The sequence below is a fragment of the Nitrospirota bacterium genome, from assembly GCA_030645475.1.
Taxonomy (GTDB): Bacteria; Nitrospirota; Nitrospiria; order Nitrospirales; family Nitrospiraceae; genus Palsa-1315.
In genome coordinates, this window is sequence record JAUSMA010000069.1 from 234472 (window position 1) to 254030 (window position 19559).

At 56.1% G+C, this 19559-nt stretch carries 22 protein-coding genes; 21 read left to right on the plus strand and 1 reads right to left on the minus strand.

Annotation, left to right across the window (positions count from 1 at the left end; translation table 11 throughout):
- Positions 1 to 21: 21 nt before the first annotated feature.
- The 17 genes from Q7U76_16165 (at position 22) to Q7U76_16245 (ending at position 15885) form a co-directional block, all read left to right on the plus strand.
- A complete protein-coding gene (locus tag Q7U76_16165; protein ID MDO8357912.1) occupies positions 22 to 780 on the plus strand; it encodes a PCP reductase family protein in 759 nt (252 codons plus the stop codon).
- Positions 781 to 791: 11 nt separating this feature from the next.
- Positions 792 to 1613 carry a hypothetical protein gene (locus tag Q7U76_16170; protein MDO8357913.1) on the plus strand — a complete coding sequence of 274 codons (822 nt, stop codon included), beginning with the start codon at positions 792 to 794 and terminating at the stop codon, positions 1611 to 1613.
- 132 nt (positions 1614 to 1745) lie between these two features.
- A complete protein-coding gene (locus Q7U76_16175) occupies positions 1746 to 2498 on the plus strand; it encodes a YebC/PmpR family DNA-binding transcriptional regulator (GenBank protein ID MDO8357914.1) in 753 nt (250 codons plus the stop codon).
- Between the two features lie 115 nt (positions 2499 to 2613).
- Entirely contained in the window at positions 2614 to 3222 is a 609-nt protein-coding gene (ruvA, locus tag Q7U76_16180) for a Holliday junction branch migration protein RuvA (GenBank protein MDO8357915.1), read from the plus strand.
- A 5-nt stretch (positions 3223 to 3227) separates the two neighbouring features.
- Entirely contained in the window at positions 3228 to 3713 is a 486-nt protein-coding gene (locus tag Q7U76_16185) for a hypothetical protein (protein MDO8357916.1), read from the plus strand.
- A gap of 28 nt (positions 3714 to 3741) precedes the next feature.
- Entirely contained in the window at positions 3742 to 4749 is a 1008-nt protein-coding gene (ruvB, locus tag Q7U76_16190) for a Holliday junction branch migration DNA helicase RuvB (protein MDO8357917.1), read from the plus strand.
- A 191-nt stretch (positions 4750 to 4940) separates the two neighbouring features.
- Positions 4941 to 6017: a prephenate dehydratase gene (pheA, locus tag Q7U76_16195; protein ID MDO8357918.1), complete on the plus strand. Its 1077-nt coding sequence runs from the start codon at positions 4941 to 4943 to the stop codon at positions 6015 to 6017.
- A gap of 4 nt (positions 6018 to 6021) precedes the next feature.
- On the plus strand, positions 6022 to 7104 hold the full coding sequence (gene hisC / locus Q7U76_16200; protein ID MDO8357919.1) for a histidinol-phosphate transaminase: 1083 nt from the start codon (positions 6022 to 6024) through the stop codon (positions 7102 to 7104).
- Positions 7105 to 7122: 18 nt separating this feature from the next.
- Entirely contained in the window at positions 7123 to 8136 is a 1014-nt protein-coding gene (gene aroF, locus Q7U76_16205; GenBank protein MDO8357920.1) for a 3-deoxy-7-phosphoheptulonate synthase, read from the plus strand.
- Between the two features lie 60 nt (positions 8137 to 8196).
- On the plus strand, positions 8197 to 9090 hold the full coding sequence (locus Q7U76_16210; GenBank protein ID MDO8357921.1) for a prephenate dehydrogenase/arogenate dehydrogenase family protein: 894 nt from the start codon (positions 8197 to 8199) through the stop codon (positions 9088 to 9090).
- A 7-nt stretch (positions 9091 to 9097) separates the two neighbouring features.
- Positions 9098 to 10420 (plus strand): 3-phosphoshikimate 1-carboxyvinyltransferase, encoded by a 1323-nt coding sequence (aroA, locus tag Q7U76_16215; GenBank protein ID MDO8357922.1) that lies wholly within the window; start codon positions 9098 to 9100, stop codon positions 10418 to 10420.
- Entirely contained in the window at positions 10420 to 11139 is a 720-nt protein-coding gene (gene cmk, locus Q7U76_16220; GenBank protein MDO8357923.1) for a (d)CMP kinase, read from the plus strand. Before aroA ends, cmk begins: the two co-directional genes overlap by 1 nt.
- Positions 11136 to 11792, plus strand: coding sequence for a lysophospholipid acyltransferase family protein (locus Q7U76_16225; GenBank protein ID MDO8357924.1), 657 nt, complete (start codon positions 11136 to 11138; stop codon positions 11790 to 11792). The genes cmk and Q7U76_16225 overlap by 4 nt, the downstream gene beginning before the upstream one ends.
- Before the next feature lie 57 nt (positions 11793 to 11849).
- Positions 11850 to 13565, plus strand: a complete 1716-nt coding sequence (locus tag Q7U76_16230) for a 30S ribosomal protein S1 (GenBank protein MDO8357925.1) — start codon at positions 11850 to 11852, stop codon at positions 13563 to 13565.
- A gap of 73 nt (positions 13566 to 13638) precedes the next feature.
- Positions 13639 to 14535, plus strand: coding sequence for a signal peptide peptidase SppA (gene sppA / locus Q7U76_16235; protein ID MDO8357926.1), 897 nt, complete (start codon positions 13639 to 13641; stop codon positions 14533 to 14535).
- Between the two features lie 53 nt (positions 14536 to 14588).
- A complete protein-coding gene (locus Q7U76_16240; GenBank protein MDO8357927.1) occupies positions 14589 to 14870 on the plus strand; it encodes an HU family DNA-binding protein in 282 nt (93 codons plus the stop codon).
- 13 nt (positions 14871 to 14883) lie between these two features.
- Entirely contained in the window at positions 14884 to 15885 is a 1002-nt protein-coding gene (locus tag Q7U76_16245; GenBank protein ID MDO8357928.1) for a hypothetical protein, read from the plus strand.
- Positions 15886 to 16186: 301 nt separating this feature from the next.
- On the opposite strand, the gene Q7U76_16250 is transcribed toward Q7U76_16245, so the two are convergent.
- Complete coding sequence (locus Q7U76_16250) at positions 16187 to 16507, minus strand: hypothetical protein (GenBank protein ID MDO8357929.1); 321 nt, start codon at positions 16505 to 16507, stop codon at positions 16187 to 16189.
- A 254-nt stretch (positions 16508 to 16761) separates the two neighbouring features.
- Between Q7U76_16250 and Q7U76_16255 the strand changes: the two genes are divergently transcribed.
- The 4 genes from Q7U76_16255 to Q7U76_16270 all read left to right on the plus strand — a co-directional run bounded on the left by Q7U76_16255 (position 16762) and on the right by Q7U76_16270 (position 19439).
- Positions 16762 to 17952, plus strand: coding sequence for a VCBS repeat-containing protein (locus Q7U76_16255; GenBank protein MDO8357930.1), 1191 nt, complete (start codon positions 16762 to 16764; stop codon positions 17950 to 17952).
- A 129-nt stretch (positions 17953 to 18081) separates the two neighbouring features.
- A complete protein-coding gene (locus tag Q7U76_16260; GenBank protein MDO8357931.1) occupies positions 18082 to 18282 on the plus strand; it encodes a hypothetical protein in 201 nt (66 codons plus the stop codon).
- 54 nt (positions 18283 to 18336) lie between these two features.
- Entirely contained in the window at positions 18337 to 18498 is a 162-nt protein-coding gene (locus Q7U76_16265) for a hypothetical protein (GenBank protein MDO8357932.1), read from the plus strand.
- Between the two features lie 17 nt (positions 18499 to 18515).
- Positions 18516 to 19439: a D-alanyl-D-alanine carboxypeptidase family protein gene (locus tag Q7U76_16270; protein MDO8357933.1), complete on the plus strand. Its 924-nt coding sequence runs from the start codon at positions 18516 to 18518 to the stop codon at positions 19437 to 19439.
- Positions 19440 to 19559 lie beyond the last annotated feature (120 nt).

A 19559-nucleotide genomic window follows, 5' to 3' on the forward strand; every position in this document is an offset into this window, starting at 1 on the left:
GCCTGCTAAAGAGGAGACGCCATGAAATTCGTGTGCCTCAATTGTGAAACCTACATGAACTTTGAGAAGGTGGAGAAGCCCGGAGAGGGCACGCTCGGCGTGTTCTTCGGCTGCCCGTCTTGCAGTGCCAAGTTTTCTATGGTGACCAACCCCGGCGAAACCCAGATGGTCAGTTCTCTCGGAGTGCAGTTGGGTGGACGAACCGTGGCGGCCGAGCCCTTTGAGATGACGCGTGGCACGTTGAAGGACGAAGCCACCGCCGGATCCGGTCAAATGGCGGCCTATCTGAACGAGAAGATTCAGGGTGGCCAACCGGCTGCAGCAGCAGCGACAGCGGCGCCGGCCGGCAAGCCTGGAGAAAAGCCCAGTGGCGGTTGTCCCTTCTCCGCGATGGTGGCGGAAATGGGGCTGACGTCTGGCGGCAAGCCTGCTACCGGTGGCGCAGCGGCCTCGGAGTTTACCTGGTCGGCCGATGCAAAAGAGAAGCTCGACCGTCTTCCGTCATTTGTGAAGCCGATGGTACAGAGTAGCGTGGAGGCCTTTGCCCGCAAGCAGGGATATCAGACGATCACGTTGCAAGTGATGGACGATTCCAAGAGTGACTCGAGCAACGGGATGACCTGGACGCCTGAGGCTGAGAAGCGGCTTGAGAATATCCCGGACTTCATCCGTCCGATGGCTCGCAAAGAGGTCGAGCGGGTGGCGAAGGAGCGCGGGCTGGCGACCATTACGGCTCAAGTGATGGATGAGACGAAAGATAAGTTTATGAAGTTCATGTAAGGAATAGATTCGTGCGAGCGTGGGAACAGAGGCCCATCCAGTTTTCTGGATGGGCCTTTCCATTGCAGCGAGGGAGTCCGTTGTCTGTCGCGTTCCGATTGGCGAGCCTGTGGATGGGGATTGCCATCGCCGTGATGGTTGTAGCCCTGTCCATTGACGCCGGCTGGCTCTATGCTGAGGCTGCTGGCGGCGGACATGCTTCCGGTCATGATCACCATGGCATCATCGTCAGTGGGTGGGAGGGCTCGGCTCGGGGCATCGCCTATTCGGAGTTCAATCACCATCTCGCCGGGCTCATTGTTCTGCTGATGGGTTGTGCCGAGTTGAGCCAGTCCTTACGTCTGACGTCTCTGTTGTGGCTTAGACTGTTGTTGCCCATCGCCATGTTATCGGGCAGCCTCGTCCTCCTGGTTTGGAGCGATCATGAAGCCTGGCCAATCGGATCTCTTGGTTTTCTACAGACATTTTCCGGGGAAGATCCGGAAATCCTCCAACATAAAATCTATGGATTCTTGCTGTTCCTTGTAGGGGCCATTGAAGCCTTACGGCGGCTTGGCCGTATCTCCGATGGCCTATGGAGTTTGCCCCTGCCCCTATTTGCCATCACCGGTGGGCTTATGCTCTTTGGCCATTCGCACGGAGCCCATCCCTCCGCGTACAACATCGCAATGGATCATGCGCTGATGGGAACCCTTGCCGTGACAGCTGGTTCGTCCAAGCTGTTCTTCGAACGGTTTCGCTCCCCGTCGCATACAGTTGGTTCCAAATGGGAGTTGCTCTGGGCTGGTCTGATCGTCCTCATCGGGATACAGTTGCTGATGTATTCTGAGTAATTGGTTCCGTCGCGGGTGCCCCCTGGTCTAATTGACACCATTTCAGCCCTGTGCTACGTGTACCAGCTCTAATCGATCGACATCATGTTCTTGCGCGGTCGGCTCTCCTTGAGCCGGTTGCATGGAGTACATATGGGTGGACATAGCCATTGGGCAACGGTTAAGCGGCACAAGGGGGCCATGGATGTTAAACGCGGGAAGATTTTCACGAGAATCATCCGCGAAGTGACGATTGCCGCTCGGTCAGGCTCTGACCCGGACGGAAATCCGCGTCTCCGGCTGGCCATCTTAAAGGCCAAAGAAGCCAATATGCCTGGTGATACGCTGAAGAAAGCCATTCAGCGCGGCACGGGGGAATTGCCCGGCGTCATCTATGAAGAGTTTCATTTGGAAGCATATGGGCCAGGAGGGACCGGCGTATTGATGGAGATCACGAGTGACAATCGTAATCGTACCGTTGCCGAGCTACGGAACCTCCTCACGAAAAATCACGGCAACATGGCGGAGGCCGGCGCCGTTTCCTGGCAGTTTCACAAGAAGGGCTTGCTCACGATCGAGAAGGGCAAAGTCGACGAAGATACGTTGCTTTCCCTTGCGCTCGACGCGGGAGCGGAGGACGTCAAGGTGGGCGATTCAAGCTTTGAAGTGCTCACGGACCCGCACCACTTTGAGGCCGTGAAGAAAGCTGTCCTCGATGCCAAGATTGAGACCCTGCTGGCGGAAGTGACTTTTGTCCCGCAGAATACGATCAAGTTGGAGGAAAAGGCCGCCGAGCAAATGCTCAAGTTGATGGAGGTCTTGGACGAGCATGAGGATGTCCAGAAAGTGCATGCGAACTTTGACATTTCCGACGAGGTGATGGAGAAGGTGGCCGCCGCTGGATGAACAACAACGGTAACAATTCAGGTATCCAGGCTGAAGATGTTCAGGCTGAAGGTCGGAGTTCCGAACACTTCAGTCTTCAGCCTGAACACCTTCAGCCTATGTTGCCTCATAGAGTATGATCGCCTCACTGACGGGCCGATTGGCCTTCAAGGCGCCAACCTATCTGGTTCTCGACGTCCACGGCGTCGGCTACGAAGTATTCATCCCGCTCAGTACCTACTATGGATTGCCCAATCTCAGCGAAAGCACCTTTCTGAGCGTACATACCCATGTCCGTGAAGACGCGATTCAGCTCTTCGGCTTTTTGACATCGCAGGAAAAAGAAGCGTTCGTGCTCTTGACCAGTGTCTCCGGCGTCGGTCCTAAACTGGCGCTCAGTGTCTTGTCGGCTCTTCCGGTATCTGACCTCGTTGTGGCGATTCAGTCGGCAGATGTCGAGAAGCTGACAACGGTTCCAGGGATCGGGAACAAATCGGCCAGCCGTCTCGTGTTGGAACTCAAGGATAAGGTCGCAAAGCTTCATCCTGGGCTCGTCGCAGCATATGATTCACTCGGGCAGGGGCAGGATGTGACCTTCGATGACGCGTTGTCCGCGCTTGTGAATTTAGGGTATCGCCCGCAAGATGCCAAAGAGGCATTGAAACAGGTGAAGAAGTCCAACCCTGAGTCCATCGTGCTGAAAGACATGATTCGTGAATGTTTAAAAGAGCTGGCAAGGGGGTAAGGACGATGGCGAGATCGACCCAACGAAGAGCCTGGATTCACCTATCGATCGGACTTGTCGTGCTGCTATTGGGGTTGTGGGCCATGCCCGTGCAAGCCGAAGAAACGAGCGAACCGAAAAGCATCCGGAAGACCTGCGGCCAGTGCCCCGACGGTTATGCGACGACCGGCGTGACTGAGTCCAAGGAGATCTGCAAGGACGGCGATCCCACTCTCGTTCAATGTGTTCCGCTCGGGGCGAATCTCTTGTCCGTCTGCGGATCCTGTCCTGAGGGCTACCGCGAAATCGGCAGCTCGTCTCTGCCGGGCCGCTGTGGGAGGCAGGACGGGGGGCGGCTCGCGCAATGTCAATTGGAGAAGATGGAGCAGAACCTTCCCGATCCGACCCAGGGCGGTAAGACGTGCCCCCCAGACTGCGGGAGTACGGCAACGCCTGGGCAGGGGGCCTTGCCTCCTCCACCCAAGTACCTCCCAACGCCTGAAAAGAAATAAGCGCACAACGAGAGAGGCTCCCTCAACGATGGCCGAGCGAGTGGTCAGCACACAGATTACGGACGAAGAGCGCAGTACCGAGAATGTGCTGCGTCCGCAGACCTTGGATGAGTACATCGGCCAAGAGCGGATGAAAGAGTCCTTGCGGGTCTGTATCGAGGCGGCAAAGCAGCGGAACGAAGCGCTCGATCATACGATTTTCTACGGTCCACCTGGATTAGGGAAAACCACGATTGCGCATATCATTGCTCGTGAAATGGGGGCCTCCCTCCGGTCGACCTCCGGCCTTGTCTTGGCCCATGCGGGTGATTTGGCCGCAATTTTGACCAATCTCCAAGAGCACGATGTCCTGTTTATTGACGAGATTCACCGGCTTCCCGCCTCCGTCGAAGAGGCACTGTATCCGGCCATGGAGGATTATCAGCTCGATCTCGTGATCGGCCAAGGGCCTGCCGCCCGAACGGTAAAATTGGATCTCCCGCGTTTTACGTTAGTTGGCGCCACGACGAGGGCCGGTGCTCTGACGTCCCCGCTTCGGGACCGGTTTGGCCTCGTCCATCGCCTGGAGTTCTACTCTCCCGCGGAGTTGGAGACCATTGTGACCCGTTCAGCGGGGGTGCTCGGGATTCCGATCGATTCCAACGGCGCGCGGGAAATTGCCTGTCGGGCTCGCGGGACTCCTCGCATCGTCAACCGGCTCATCAAACGAGTGCGCGACTATGCTCAGGTCAAGGCGGAGGGGCGCATTACCCAGCCAGTAGCCCAGGATGCGCTCGCCTGGCTGGGCGTCGATACGGCGGGATTTGATGAGATGGATCGTCAGATTCTGCTCACCATTATCGATAAATTTGCCGGGGGACCGGTCGGAGTCGAATCTCTGGCGGCGGCGGTCCAGGAGGATAAGGGTACCCTCGAGGATGTCCATGAGCCCTATTTGATTCAGGCCGGCTTTCTCGAACGAACCGGCCGCGGGCGCCAAGTCACGAAACTGGCCTTCGATCATTTCAAAAGACCCAGCTCCCTCCTCTTCTCGTGAAAATTCTGGCCCCTGTCAGACTCTTCTGAATATAGGTTCAAACAGCTGGAGCGCCTCACGCAAGTCCCTGAAACGGCGAAGGTCTCCTTGCATTGCCTGGAATGATTCCTGTATCATTTCCCACTTAGCTTGTGCCATTCCAGCCGACGGACGGGTGACCGCCTCACTGGGCTGGGAAGAGGAGGTTGGCTATGTCCGGAGACCTTTCCGACTACCGGAAAGAAATCGATCGCATCGATGACGAGATCTTGCGTCTGCTCAATGAGCGGTCCAAAAGCGTCATAGAGATTGGCAAGCTCAAGAAGCAGCAGGACGCTGATGCCAATCTCCATACCCCGGCGCGTGAGGCGGCCATCATTGAGCGTCTCATACAGCAAAACTCCGGGCCCTTCCCTTCCGAGGCTATTCGGCCGGTCTATCGAGAAATCATGTCCGCGTCTCTCTCACTCGAAGGTCCGCAGAAGGTGGCCTATCTCGGTCCCCGAGCGACCTTTACGCATATGGCCTGCATGCAGAAGTTTGGGTCGTCGGCACAATATATCCCGGTCAATAGCATTAAGGACGTATTCAGCGAAGTTGAGCGTGGGCGCGCCAACTTTGGTGTAGTCCCGATCGAGAACACGACAGAAGGCGTGGTCAATCACACGCTCGACATGTTCATTGATTCCAATCTCCTGATCTATGGAGAGATTCATCAGGACGTATCCCACCATTTGATGTCGAAGTCTGGCTTGATGGAAGAGGTGAAGAAGATTCAGTCTCATCCCCAGCCCATTGCGCAATGCCGAAATTGGCTGGAAACGAACTTGCCCAATGTGCCTTTGGCGGAAGTGGCGAGTACCGCACGCGCTGCGGAGCTCTGCGTGGAGAATCCTTCTCTTGCCGCCATTGCATCGGAGCTCGCGGCTCAACTGTACGGCTTGAAGGTCATCAAGTCCCGCATCGAAGATAATATGAACAATATGACCCGCTTCCTCATCTTGTCTCAGAAGCCGCCTCAGCGGACGGGGAAAGACAAGACTTCATTGATGCTTTCGGTAAAAGACAAAGTCGGCGCACTGTACGATCTTCTCCGTCCTTTCGCTTCGCATGGCCTGAGCATGACCAAGATTGAATCGCGTCCCTCTAGACGAAAAGCCTGGGAGTACATCTTCTTTGTCGATATCGAAGGCCACATTGAGGACGATCGGGTTAAGAAAGCCATCGAAGAAGTCTCCGGTAGATGTTTGTTCATGAAAATCCTCGGGTCCTATCCGGCCCATAGCTAACGCCATGCCACTGAAGGTCCATCCAGATATTGCCTCGCTGAGTCCCTATGTTCCGGGGAAGCCGATTGAGGAACTTCAACGGGAGCTCGGGCTCGCACGTGTCATTAAGCTGGCGTCCAACGAAAATCCGCTGGGCCCTTCCCCAAAGGCGCTCGCTGCATTGAGCGATGGGTCCTCGACGCTGCATCGCTATCCCGACGGTGGCGCGTTTCGTCTCCGCGAAGCCTTGGCAGATCGCTGGAAGGTGACGCTGGATCAGGTCATCCTTGGGAATGGATCGGATGAAATTTTGGGCCTACTCGCCCGTACGTTTTTGGCGCCGGGCGATGAAGCGATCATGGCCGATCAGACCTTCGTCATTTACAAGATGGAAGTGACGGCTGCTCACGGAACGCCTGTCATCGTTCCGTTGAAGCAGTGGAGGCACGATCTTCCGGCAATGGCCGATGCGATTACCGACCGGACGCGGCTGCTGTTCCTCTGTAACCCCAATAACCCGACCGGAACGATGGTGTCGGCTGATGAGGTCGAACAGCTGCTCGCGCATGTCCCTGCGCATGTCGTCGTGGTATTGGACGAGGCCTATTTCGAATATGTCCGAAGCCGGCAGTTCCCGGATTCCATGGCCTATGTGCAGCAGGGGCGGAATGTGATCGTGCTGCGGACGTTTTCGAAGATCTATGGCCTTGCTGGATTGCGAATTGGATACGGCGTGACGACCGCAGAGATCGCCAATTTCCTGAACCGCCTCCGCCCTCCCTTCAACGCCAACAGTCTCGCCCAGCGTGCCGCGCTCGCCGCCCTCGGCGACGACGAACATGTGGCGCGGAGCCGGGCGGTGAATGAGGCCGGAATGGGGCAAGTGGTCAAGGGGTTGACCGATCTTGGCTTTGCACCGATCCCGAGCGAAGCAAACTTCGTGTATGTCGATATTCGACGAGATGGCCGCAAGGTATTTGATGCCATGTTGAGAGAGGGTATTATTATTCGTCATATCGAGGGGTCCATGGTTCGAGTAACCATCGGCCTGGAAGAAGAAAACAGGGAATTCTTGGCTGTGTTCAAGCGGGTAATCCACTCGCAGTGAGTGGAAGGTGAGGGCAACATGATCATTGTATTAAAACCAGAAGCCAGTGAACGGGAAGTCGACCACATTATCGATCGTCTTCGTGAGTTGGGGCTGAAGTCGCAACTGACGACCGGTCAGGAACGGACGATCATCGGCGTGATCGGTGACGATCGGGTCTTGCACAATCAACCCCTCACGGCTTTGCCGGGCGTTGAAAGTGTGCTGCCGATTCTCGCACCGTGGAAACTTGTCAGCCGCGAGTTTAAGCGTGAAGGCACGATCATCGATGTGGGTGGCGTCAAGATCGGCGGCAACAAACTGGTGATCATGGCGGGCCCTTGTGCGGTGGAGCGGCTCGAACTCACGGTCGGTATTGCCCACGAGGTCAAGGCGGCGGGAGCGAGTATTTTACGCGGCGGCGCCTACAAGCCTCGCACCTCCCCCTATTCCTTTCAGGGGCTCGGACGCGAAGGGTTGGATTATCTCGTTGAGGCCAAGAAGCAAACCGGGTTGCCGGTGGTCAGTGAGATTTTGGATACTCGCGACATCGAATTGTTTCTCGAGAAAGCCGACATTATCCAGATTGGCGCACGTAATATGCAGAACTTCGAGCTTCTCAAGGAAGTTGGAGCGTACGACAAGCCGGTGCTGTTGAAGCGGGGACTTTCGGCGACGATCAAGGAGTTCCTCCTCTCTGCGGAATACATCATGTCCCGGGGGAATCAGAACGTCATGTTGTGCGAGCGGGGGATCAGGACCTTCGAGACGCAATATCGCAATACGCTCGACCTCGCGGCGGTTCCGACACTAAAAGAATTGTCTCATTTGCCCGTCATCGTCGATCCTAGCCATGCCACAGGCAAGTGGAACTTGGTGGCGCCGATGTCAAAGGCAGCTGTGGCCGCTGGGGCTGATGGTATTTTGATCGAAGTTCATTCGAATCCGGAATGTGCGTTGTGTGATGGCGAAGAGTCCATTAAGCCGAGCAAGTTTAAAGAATTGATGCATGACATGCGAAAAATCGCGGTCGCCGTCGGTCGGGAATTGTAAACAGAAGAACTGCGGTTGAAGGACGTAGGATTGAGGTTCGGCCTTGGTCCAGTTTGAAGAATGGCGCTGCATTTTACTCAGGTCACGATCATCGGAGTCGGGCTGATCGGCGGATCGCTCGGCATGATCCTCCGCCGAAAGGGTTTGGCGACAAGAATCGTCGGGGTTGGGCGACGTGTCGAAAACTTAAAAACCGCGGTTGAGTTGGGTGCGATTGACCGCTATGTCGTCGACCCAAAAGACGGGGTGAGGGATGCCGATCTGGTCGTGCTGGCCACGCCGGTCGATACCTATGATCGACATTTGACAGAGTGGGCCTCCTGTTTGAAGCCGGGGGCAATTGTGACCGATGTTGGAAGCGTGAAGGGGCTGTTGGTGGAAGAGGCTGAACGGGCCATGCCGACCGGTGTTCATTTTGTGGGAGCCCATCCTATCGCCGGCAAGGAAAAGACGGGTGTGGCGGCCGGATCGGACCAGCTCTTTATGGGAGCGCGCTGCATCATCACGCCGACGAACAGGACAGACCCGCAAGCGCTTGAGCAGGTTCAAGCGATGTGGCGGGAGACCGGCTCTGTCGTGCTGACGATGGATGCCCACTTGCATGACAAGATTCTCGGTGCGGTAAGCCATTTGCCCCATGTGGCGGCCTTTGCCTTGATCAATGCCCTGGCTGAAATTCGCGATCAACAGATTCCCTCCCTCGATCTGGCGAGCCACTCGGGCGGCGGGTTACGGGATACGACGAGGATTGCCGCGAGTTCTCCTGAAATGTGGCGCGACATTTTTCTCTGGAACCGCGACAATGTGGTCACGTTTATAGAAGCCTATGAGCGCTCACTGGGCCAATTGAAACAGCTTATTCGAACGGGCGATGCCGCAGGCATCGAGAAGGCATTGGAACGGGCCAGGCAGGAACGGGAAAAAATTTCCACTCAACCGGCTGTGTCGGCGTAGGATACCTATGGCGTCGTTGACGATTACCCCAGGCCGACCGTTACAGGGAACGATTTCTGTCCCCGGCGATAAATCGATTACCCATCGCGCGATCATCCTGACTGCGTTGGCGAGCGGAGTGAGTCGGGTTTTGCGCTATTGCCGGGGTGAAGATTGTCTCAACACGATGCGTGCGTTCCAGGCTCTTGGTGTACACATCGATGAATCGGCAGATGAACTCTCTGTGCATGGCAAGGGGCTTTGGGGTCTGACCAAGCCGAACGGGCCGATCGATTGCGGGAATTCAGGAACGGGCATTCGCCTTCTAGCCGGTTTGCTGGCGGGGCAGGACTTTTTTACGGTATTGACCGGCGACGAATCGATTCGGCGTCGTCCAATGGGGCGGATCGTCAAACCATTGCGGGAAATGGGGGCGACTATTACCGGCCGCAAGGGCGGTGAGCTTGCGCCGTTAGCGGTGCAGGGAAGCCGTCTCCACGCCATCAGCTATGTTTCGCCGGTGGCGAGCGCACAGATCAAATCCGCACTGTTACTTGCGGCCTTGTTTGCCGAAGGGACGACTCGCTTTACGGAGCCTCGTCTCTCACGGGACCATACGGAGCGGATGTTTCAGTTTTTCGGTATCGGGTTGCGACGAGAAGGGACCAGCGTGCTGGTCGATGGACGGCCCTCGGTCGGGTGGAATGCGGTGCCTCAACTCGTCGTGCCTGGTGATTTTTCTGCCGCCGCGTTCTTCATCGTGGGTGCGACGATTGTTCCTGGCTCGGATGTGACGATTCGTCACATTGGCATCAACCCGACAAGAACAGGCTTGTTGGACGTGATGACGAGAATGGGCGCAGATATTCAATTGCTCAATCAGCGGGAAGAGGCCGGAGAACCGGTCGCAGACATTCGTGTGAAGTCGGCCAGGCTGCATGGGGTGGCGATCGGGCCAGACTTGATCCCGCAGACGATCGATGAGTTTCCCATCTTGTGTGTCGCAGCCGCAGTGGCAGAGGGTGAGACGATCATCTCCGGGGCCGAAGAATTACGTGTGAAAGAGAGCGATCGGATTGCGACGGTATCGGCAGAGTTGGGAGCCATGGGGGCGCAAATTACGGAAAAGCCTGATGGGATGGTTCTGCAAGGGCTTGGCGCGGCAGCGAAGAATGGTCGGTTGCGGGCTGCGCATGGCCGTAGCCACGGGGATCACCGGGTGGCGATGTCGTTGGCGATTGCAGGCTTGACGGCTTCGGGGCCCACCCTGATTGACGAGACCGCCTGTATTGAGACATCATTCCCGGACTTTCATCAGACATTGTTGAATTTATTGGGCGATCGCCGGTGATGGTTATGATGCGGGGGCACGACGTGGGGTCAGCTGCGAAAGAACAACCTGCGAGCCGGCTCATTATCGTCATCGATGGTCCGGCAGGGGTCGGGAAGAGTACGGTGGCGAAGTTGCTGGCCTCTCGAATGGATTATTTGTATCTCGATACGGGAGCCCTCTATCGGGCAACGGCTTGGGCCGTGATCGAGTCGAGACGGGATCCGGCTGATGCAGCGGCGGTCGCCGCTCTCTTGCCGAGCCTATCGATCCAAATGCAGCTCCATCACGGAGCCGCGACGGTGTTGGTCAATAACAGAGATGTGACTGGTGGACTCCGAACGCCTGAGGTATCGTCCGCAGCGTCGGTGATCTCAGCAATTCCCGCGGTTCGGGCCTGGCTATTGCCTATCCAGCGACAGATTGGACAGGGCGGTGCAGTGGTGGCTGAAGGGAGAGACATGGGAACAACGGTCTTCCCTTCCGCAGACGTGAAGTTTTTCCTCGAAGCAGATCCGAATGTCCGGGCGCAGCGCCGGCACCGGGAGCTTGTGACGGCAGGACATTCCGGGGCACTTGAGGAAACGAGTGCGGATTTATCGAGCCGTGATACAAGGGATCGTTCCCGTTCGATCGCCCCGCTGGCTCCCGCTGAAGATGCTCGGCATATCGATACTTCGAACGTGTCTGCCGCAGAGGTGGTAGACCAGATGATGGCTGTGATTGCGGCGAAGTTGTGAGTTCGGCGATCTACGGGGTCTTATGGGCCTTCTTCCGGACCATCGGGCTGATCTGTTTTCGTTACCGAGTCGTGGGGGCGGTTCCCAAGACCGGCGGGTTCATCGTGGCGGCGAACCACGCCAGTTATCTGGATATTCCGTTTCTCGGTTGTGGGATTTGGCGGCGGGCCTGGTATTTAGGCCGTAGCGATCTCTTTCCCGTGCCAGGTTTCAAGGCGATCTGCCAATGGTTGGGATGGATTCCCTTGCGGACCGGCCGGTTGGATCGTGATGCATTTGGCAAGGCGGTCAGTCTCGTCAAGGCTGGAAAGATTGTGGTGATCTTTCCTGAGGGTGGCCGTAGCGCGGACGGACGGTTACAATCTCCTAAACCGGGGATTGGTGTGATAGTGGCGCAAACCGGTTGTGCTGTGATTCCGGCCTATCTCAAGGGCACCTATGAGGTGTTGCCGACAGGAACCATGTGGCCGCGCTTTCGCCCCGTGACCGTTCTCTATGGGGAGCCCATCACGTTTTCCCGGAATGGGGAGAACGGAGAAGCCAAGCAGTTTTATCAGGAGGTGACTCGCACCGTGATGGATCGCATTGCCTCCTTAGGTGACATCGAGTCTCCGGTTCAGCAGTCCCGTGCCGGCATTCGCAAGGCTGAGTGAATGTCGGTTATATAACCATCAGCACCCGACTCCAGTCGGAAGGGTAGGATTTACATCATGAGTACGGTTTCGCCATCGAGTGATCAGCAATTAGACCGCGCGGCCTTAGCGGCCCTCTACGAGGAGACTTTCAAGAACCTCGAAGAGGGTACGATTACAGAGGGTCGAGTCGTTGCCGTCAGCAAAGACAAAGTGGTCGTCGATATCGGATACAAGTCCGAGGGCATGATCTCCAACGATCAGTTCTCCACCGAGGAGCTCCAGAACCTTAAGGTAGGCGATCCGCTCAAAGTCTATATTGAGGAATGTGAAGACGCCGACGGCAATCTGGTTCTCTCCAAAGAAAAAGCCGACAAGATGAAGATTTGGGAGGAGCTGGAAAAGCTCTTCAACGAAGAAAAAAGCATCGACGGCAAGATTGTGGCACGGATCAAGGGCGGCATGATGGTGGATATCGGGGTGAAGGCATTTTTGCCTGGCTCGCAGATCGACCTGCATCCGGTGCGAGATCTCGACGGGTTGGTTGGGCGCACCTTCCCACTCAAGATCATCAAGATCAATCATCGGCGCGGCAATGTGGTCGTGTCCCGACGCGTGCTCTTGGAGGAGACGAGGGATTCGAAACGGAAGAATACCCTCTCCACGCTGAAGGAAGGCCAATTGATCCAAGGCGTGGTGAAGAACATCACGGACTACGGAGCCTTCATCGATCTCGGTGGCATCGACGGGTTGCTCCACATTACGGACATGTCCTGGGGCCGTGTTGGCCATCCATCTGAGATGTTCAACATCGGTGACAAAGTGGAAGTCAGTGTTCTCAAGTACGATCGAGAGACCGGGCGTATTTCGCTGGGCTTAAAGCAGAAGAGCGCCGATCCCTGGAGCGGCGTTGCCGGCAAATACACGATTGGCACCCGCGTTCGAGGTCGTGTGGTGAGCCTGACCGACTACGGGGCCTTCATCGAGCTCGAGCCCGGTGTCGAGGGACTGGTGCATGTCTCTGAAATGTCCTGGACACATGAAGTCCGCCATCCGTCACGCGTCGTCTCCATCGGAGATCAGGTCGAAGCGGCGGTACTGAACGTGGATCCTGGCAGCAGGAAGATTTCGCTCGGCATGAAGCAGACTGCGCCGAATCCCTGGGATATGGTGGAAGGGAAGTACGCCATCGGTACACGCATTGAAGGAAAAGTGAAGAGCCTCACAGACTTCGGCGCGTTCGTCGGACTTGAAGAGGGCATCGATGGATTGATCCATATTTCCGACATGTCATGGACGAAGCACATCAAGCACCCCTCTGAACTCTTCAAGAAGGGCCAGAAGGTCGAAGCGGTGGTGTTGCGGATCGACAAAGAGAAGGAACGGCTGTCACTTGGGTATAAGCAGCTCGGGAGCGATCCCTGGGATGCCGAGATCCCGAATAAATATGGCGTCGGGGATGTGGCGGTCGGGAAGGTCAGCAAGATCGCCGATTTCGGCATTTTCGTCGAATTGGACGGAGGCGTCGAAGGGTTGATTCACATCAGCGAGGCGGGTCTCGACCAACAGGCCAAGCTGGAAGAGAAGTTCAAGTTGGGGGATGAAGTCACGGCCAAGATCATCAAGGTCGATCGCGAAGAGCGGAAGATCGCGCTCAGCCTGCGCGATCACCAGTCGGACAACGATCGCCGGCAGGTCGATGAATACCATTCCACGCAAGGCACGTTAGACCAAAGCTTGGGTCGCGCGGTCAAGCAGAGCCGGAAGCGGAACCAAGCTGAAGACGAGAAGTAGGTTCGAGCCAGCAGACATCAGCGTCAGCCGGGGGCGCGTATGCGCCCCCGGCACTGTGAGCAGATAATACAATATGAGTAATGAAGCAACAGAAAAGCCGGCCAAGCGCGGGATCGTGCGCAGAGTGTTTTGGGCGCTCGGCATCGGGCTAGGCCTGCTCTTTCTGATGAACCTATTTTTCCCCGATCTTGACCTTTCGATGGAGGATCGGGTTGGGCTGATCCGTATTGAAGGTGTTATTCTGGATGCCCAGTCCACGATCGGTGAATTGAAGCGATTTGCCGACAATCCTTCCGTGAAAGCCATTGTTCTGAGAATTGACAGCCCCGGGGGCGGAGTTGTGCCGTCGCAAGAAATCCATGATGCGGTCCAGCGCATTCGGAACAAGAGCAATAAGCCTGTGATCGCCTCGATGGGATCTGTGGCGGCGTCAGGGGGCTATTACATTGCCGTGGCGACTGATCGCATCATGGCCAACTCCGGGACGCTGACGGGGAGTATCGGCGTGATCATGGAGACGGCCAACGTCGAAGGGCTGCTCAAGAAGATCGGGGTCGAAGGTGTGGTGATCAAGAGCGGCCGATTCAAAGACGTGGGGTCGCCCCTCCGGAAGATGAGTGACGAAGAACATGCGCTGCTCCAATCCGTCATGGACGATGTCCATAAGCAGTTCATCGAGGCCGTAGCGGAAGGGCGCGGGCTTGCGTTGGTTGATGTGCAGGCTTTGGCGGATGGGCGAATTTTCACGGGCAGGCAAGCCAAAGAGTCGAAGCTGGTGGATGAGCTTGGCGATCTCGAGGATGCGATTCAGCTGGCTGCGGATTCGGCCGGCATCGAAGGTGAGCCGAAAATCATCGAGCCTCGCCGGAGATTTTCATTTAGAGAGTTGATCGAATCTCGAATCTCGATGCTCTTTCCCCGACTGGACTTTTACCATGGGCTCGGGTTCAAGTATCTCATGGCATTCTAGTGCGGTCGGATCGACGAGCGGGTTGATTCATCAACACGAAAGGGGAGTCCGATATGACGAAGGCCCAGATCATCGAGCGCGTCTCAGAGCAGATCACGACGTTGACGAAGCGGCAGGCGGAAGTCGTCGTCAATACGATTTTCGATTGTGTGCGTGATTCGCTGAAGAACGGGGATAAGACGGAGATTCGAGGATTCGGCAGTTTTCGCCTGCGGGCACGCCGGATGAAAGAAGGACGAAACCCTAAGACCGGTGCGACCGTCGCGGTCCCTGCCAAGAAAGTTCCCTTCTTTAAGGCCGGCAAAGAATTAAAGGAACTTCTGAACCAGTCATAACAGGAAGCGTACCATGAATTCACCAGATTCCCACAATACAGCCGAGGTTGAGGTCCGGTGGACGGACGAGGCGTCCAAGCGTCTGGAGCGGGCACCGATATTTTTGCGCGGCATGGTCCGCCGGCTGGCCGAGAAAAAAGCTCGAGAGCTTGGCTATGCAGAGATCACGGGGGAAACTCTCGATCAGTTCAAGAACCAAATGATGGGCGGGATGGGTGGCGAATCCGGCATGGCGGACGCTGCGGAGCAAATGGCGCAAGGCCATCTGCCCTGGACTGCCGCGGCGAAGGAACGGCTGAATTCCGTTCCTGAGTTTATGCGCAACATGACCAAGCAGATTGCCGAGGAGATCGCCAAGGAACGGGGCCATCTCGAGGTGAACGTCGACCTGTTTGAAAAGGTTGAAGCACTGGGGGATCTCCGGGAGGCCTCTGCTCCTCCGCTTGAATGGAGTGAGGGCGCGTTGGCTCAACTTCATGAGAAGCTGAAGCAATCGCCCCCGATCGCCATCGAATTTGTCACGGACATGCTGCGGCGGGACACTGAAGATTTGGCAAGAGAGAAGGGCCTGACGCGGATCGACGAGTCGGTGCTGCTTCAGTTATGGGATGCGCCACAGGAGCGAGTGACGTGGACCGATGAAGCGTGGAAGCGCCTACAGACGTCTCCGGATTTTGTCCGGAGCGGAATTCGTAAGGCCGCTGAGCGACGGGCTCGAAAGCTTGGGCTCAAAGAAGTGGATTCGGAGCATCTGACGACCTTTCGGAACCAGGCCATGATGAAAGCCGTCAAACGGATTCGCTCATTCGGCTACAACGAACTGACGTTTGAAGCCTTCGATACGGCGCTGGAGAAGACCAAGCGGCTTCAGGGCAATGACCAGGCGGAGAAGCGTCTGCAGGAAATTCGTGGGCATTTTGCCGATCCAGATGTGAAGAAGCCGGACGGTGGGACGCTTGGTGCCGATTTGATGGGCCGTTTTCGCCGGTATCTCAAAGGAGAAGGAACGCTCTAGGGGCAGGATGCCGAAAAAGGCCGCCAGCCAGAAAACGCTGAGCGGTAAGTGATGAACGGTGAACGAAAAATGATGTTCACGTCAGCGTTCATCGTTCAGAGATCAAAGTTTAGTTGCTTACTCGCTGCGGCCTTGCTGGACGGAATGTTTGAGCATTCTGCAAGGGCAGTTTTTCTTCCCGCCAGCTCGCATCAAGACGCTACTGGTTCTTCGCGCGGCTCTCGGACCCGTCTTGGACGAGTAGTCTGGGGCTATTCTATGAGGTAGAGGCAGGGGCCGTTTGAGGACGGCCCCTGCTGTATTAGAGGGCGGCTGCCTGTTGCGGCCAAAACTTATGACGGATTTGCGGGAGAGGCTCGCTATCGAAATTAGGGATATCGTAGAGGCAACGATCGATCGTCGTGACCTCGTCTTCTGTCAAGTCCAAGGTCACTCTCTTTTTCCAGAACTGATCGAGAGTGAAATAATCTCCCGACTGGGGCTTTTCCGCCAGCAACGCCTTCATCTTCTCGAAGCCAGCCGTGTCTACTCCTGGAACGCGTCCCTTATTACGGTCGTGGCACCAGTGCAATACTTCAGCGATTCCGTACATCGATAATTCGATCTGCATCATCTTGCTCATGATTCCTCCTTGCCAAACTAAGAGGGGCATTCTACCTCAAACCCCGTTCCATTTTCAAAGCCGTTGGTAAGCGCTCCAGGATTGGGAAAATACGCTTTGGTAGGGATTGTTGTGCCGTTGGATTGATTGCCAGGAGAAAGCGGTGGTCTGTATACTGGCGCGGCTTGCCTCGACCGGAAGGCCCAGTAAAAAGGCATCTCTATGCGGGCTATTATCCTATCGCCAGTTTTCTGCTCAAGGAGTCGCGTGTGATCATGCAAGGCGACGGCCGTTATGGCTGCAGGCTATGGTGTCTTATGGCCTTGGCGACAAGTCTGTGCCTTCTTGTGGCAAGCGGCTGTACCAAACAAGATCCCTATACCCCGCCGGATCTCTTCTACTATTTTGCCAGTTATCAGGTTGGTAAGAGCCCGACGACTGTCACCCCTGCAGATGTGAATCAAGACGGGTTGACCGATTTGTTGACGACCAACATCGGCAGTAATACGCTTTCGATTCTTTTGGGGAACGGCGACGGCACTTTTCGCGAGCAAGTCCAACTCAATACCTGTAAAGAGCCCCGCTCGCTCGCTCTCGGGATGTTCAATCATGATCCATACTCCGATGTGGCCTTGGCTTGCTCAGGGGGAGACGAGGTAGCCGTACTCTTCGGTCGGAACGACGGGAAATTCGAAGAAGGTCCGCGCTACCCGGTACATCGGACTCCCATTGCCATTGCCAGCGGCGATCTCAACAGTGATGGTGCCTCAGACCTCGTGGTTGCATTGCGAAACGACAAGATCAAAGTATTTTTGGGGACCGGCACCGGTGAATTCTCCCATGGGGTGCAGTACGAATATGGCGATACGCCTACGTCTGTGGCGTTGGCCGACTTGAATGGCGACGGGAAGGTCGATTTGGTTGTAACCAACGGGGGGCCAATGTCGAACGCGGTCTCCATCTGGGTTGGAAATGGGGATGGCACGTTTCGTCCTCCCGTCGACTATAAGACGGGGAAGCGCCCACTCGGGGTGAGTTTCGCAGATTTCAATAATGACCGGAACAGTGATTTGCTCGTGATCAATGGCGAACGAGATAGCTTTACGACGTATCTCGGGAACGGGAATGGGACCTTTCAGGCAGGACATGACTCCGGCGCCGATGCAGGGCCCAATTTCGGGCTCGCACGAGATTTCAACGGCGACCGACGTACCGACGTAGCTATCGTCAATCTTCAGTCGAGCGATCTCTCTATTCTCTTCGGACGGGGTGACGGAACCTTCGAATATCCGCCGAGAAATTACCGGACGAAGCCAGGCCCCTTCGCGCTCGCGATTTTCAGAGTTACGACGAAGGAGGCTGAAGAGCCTGGGCTTGTCACTGTAGATAACGGTAGTGGAACGGTCTCCATCTTTCTTCATAAAGGTTTGAAAGGGGCGACCGCTCCGGCGGTGAATGTGCCATGAGGCCATGCGTCGGCTTCCGGTATGCAGGGGTGACGGTAAAGAGCCGTCTGCTTGACAGCCTACTGACCCTCGGATAGAGTGGCCCACAGTGCGTTTCAGGCCTGTTGATGCTCTGTTTCGAGGATACCAGTGAGATCTTTTGGGTGGTGGTTTGCTGTCGGCGCGCTGCTCACCCTGTCTGTGCTGATGGTACAGGGTGGCGTCCGAGACTTGCTCGATGGAGCCCCTCCCGGCAGCGGAGCGAGCCCTTACCTCTCGTTTGGCACGACGATTTTCGGCGGAGGGTTGTTGGCCGGTTGCTTAGCCTTAGTCATGAATCGACTACGATAGCTACAGAATCTGAAGACAGGCGCCTCGATGCACTGTTTGAAATGCAAGGGATGTATGATGATCGAGCGTCACTATACGTTAGAGAATCGGCGTCTCTATGCCCGTTGTTTGAATTGCGGCTTCTGGATTGACCTCGCCGATCTGCTTCGATTTTTCCATAAAGTGATCGATAGTGGATTTCGTGGAGGGAAGGTGCGGGAGTCCTTTACGCTGTGAGTAGGAGTCACGAATTCATGATGACAAGAGACCGCGAGATGCTCTCTCGTGGAACATTTCTGGCCCGCGCTACGGGGTTGCTCACTGGGCTGATGTTGATCACTGCCGTGACGGGCACATCCTCGATCGCAGCTGCGAAGAATGCAACCGCACAACCAGCTCATGCCCGTACGGCGATCGCTTCGCACCAGTTTCCGCCCTGGCGAGTCGCTCCAGCCCATGGCATTCTTCTCAAGGACCTCAAAACTGGGCGCGTCTTGTATGAACACGATGCCGGGAAGCGCATGTCTCCAGCCAGTCTCACGAAAATCATGTCAGCCCTGGTCATTCTCGAAAAAGGTCACTTAGATGATCTCGTTACGATTAGCCCCAATGCCGCACGGGCCCATAAGACGCATTTGCGAGTGAAAGCAGGACAGGTTTTTAGGCTGGAAGATCTGTTGAAGGCTATGTTGATCATGTCCGCGAACGATGCCTGCCTTGCAGCGGTGGAGCATGTCGGTGGCGATGAAGCACAGTTCGTGACGCTCATGAATGCCAAGGCTGCAGCCTTGGGCTTGGCTGATACGCATTTCAGTAATGGCTGTGGGTTCGATAATCCGGACCATTATTCGACGGCCGAAGACCTCGCCGCGTTGAGCCTTATTGCCCTTGATCAGCCGATCTTCCGGCAGTTGGTTCGTGAGGAGCGCGCGATCATCACGGCTGTCAACGGTCACCATGCGTATATTTTGCACACGACGAACAAATTGCTGGGACGCATTCCCGGTGTTGAAGGGATTAAGACAGGCTTTACATCCAAAGCCGGCCGATGTCTTATTGCCAAAGTCTCGCAGAATGGGAGTGATCTTCTCCTGGTGATCCTCAACTCGAACCGCCGCTGGAATACCGCGACGAACCTCATTACCTACGGGCTGCAGGTCGCCGACGCTCCACACTGAATTCTCTGTTTGATCAAGTCGACAGGCACATGGATGAGTTGAGTCGGCTGCCATCGGTGGCCCGCTTGTGCAGCCATTCGCGGGTAGCTGTAGCGAGTCTTGCTGTGGGAGAGACCGATA

What these genes read in the sequence shown, in the direction of transcription:
- Q7U76_16165 (MDO8357912.1), top strand. Translation starts at nt 22, where the DNA reads ATGAAATTCGTGTGCCTCAATTGTGAAACCTACATGAACTTTGAGAAG.
- Q7U76_16175 (MDO8357914.1), top strand. Translation starts at nt 1,746, where the DNA reads ATGGGTGGACATAGCCATTGGGCAACGGTTAAGCGGCACAAGGGGGCC.
- ruvA (MDO8357915.1), top strand. Translation starts at nt 2,614, where the DNA reads ATGATCGCCTCACTGACGGGCCGATTGGCCTTCAAGGCGCCAACCTAT.
- Q7U76_16185 (MDO8357916.1), top strand. Translation starts at nt 3,228, where the DNA reads ATGGCGAGATCGACCCAACGAAGAGCCTGGATTCACCTATCGATCGGA.
- ruvB (MDO8357917.1), top strand. Translation starts at nt 3,742, where the DNA reads ATGGCCGAGCGAGTGGTCAGCACACAGATTACGGACGAAGAGCGCAGT.
- pheA (MDO8357918.1), top strand. Translation starts at nt 4,941, where the DNA reads ATGTCCGGAGACCTTTCCGACTACCGGAAAGAAATCGATCGCATCGAT.
- hisC (MDO8357919.1), top strand. Translation starts at nt 6,022, where the DNA reads ATGCCACTGAAGGTCCATCCAGATATTGCCTCGCTGAGTCCCTATGTT.
- aroF (MDO8357920.1), top strand. Translation starts at nt 7,123, where the DNA reads ATGATCATTGTATTAAAACCAGAAGCCAGTGAACGGGAAGTCGACCAC.
- Q7U76_16210 (MDO8357921.1), top strand. Translation starts at nt 8,197, where the DNA reads ATGGCGCTGCATTTTACTCAGGTCACGATCATCGGAGTCGGGCTGATC.
- aroA (MDO8357922.1), top strand. Translation starts at nt 9,098, where the DNA reads ATGGCGTCGTTGACGATTACCCCAGGCCGACCGTTACAGGGAACGATT.
- cmk (MDO8357923.1), top strand. Translation starts at nt 10,420, where the DNA reads ATGGTTATGATGCGGGGGCACGACGTGGGGTCAGCTGCGAAAGAACAA.
- Q7U76_16230 (MDO8357925.1), top strand. Translation starts at nt 11,850, where the DNA reads ATGAGTACGGTTTCGCCATCGAGTGATCAGCAATTAGACCGCGCGGCC.
- sppA (MDO8357926.1), top strand. Translation starts at nt 13,639, where the DNA reads ATGAGTAATGAAGCAACAGAAAAGCCGGCCAAGCGCGGGATCGTGCGC.
- Q7U76_16240 (MDO8357927.1), top strand. Translation starts at nt 14,589, where the DNA reads ATGACGAAGGCCCAGATCATCGAGCGCGTCTCAGAGCAGATCACGACG.
- Q7U76_16245 (MDO8357928.1), top strand. Translation starts at nt 14,884, where the DNA reads ATGAATTCACCAGATTCCCACAATACAGCCGAGGTTGAGGTCCGGTGG.
- Q7U76_16250 (MDO8357929.1), bottom strand. Translation starts at nt 16,507, where the DNA reads ATGAGCAAGATGATGCAGATCGAATTATCGATGTACGGAATCGCTGAA.
- Q7U76_16255 (MDO8357930.1), top strand. Translation starts at nt 16,762, where the DNA reads ATGCAAGGCGACGGCCGTTATGGCTGCAGGCTATGGTGTCTTATGGCC.
- Q7U76_16265 (MDO8357932.1), top strand. Translation starts at nt 18,337, where the DNA reads ATGATGATCGAGCGTCACTATACGTTAGAGAATCGGCGTCTCTATGCC.
- Q7U76_16270 (MDO8357933.1), top strand. Translation starts at nt 18,516, where the DNA reads ATGATGACAAGAGACCGCGAGATGCTCTCTCGTGGAACATTTCTGGCC.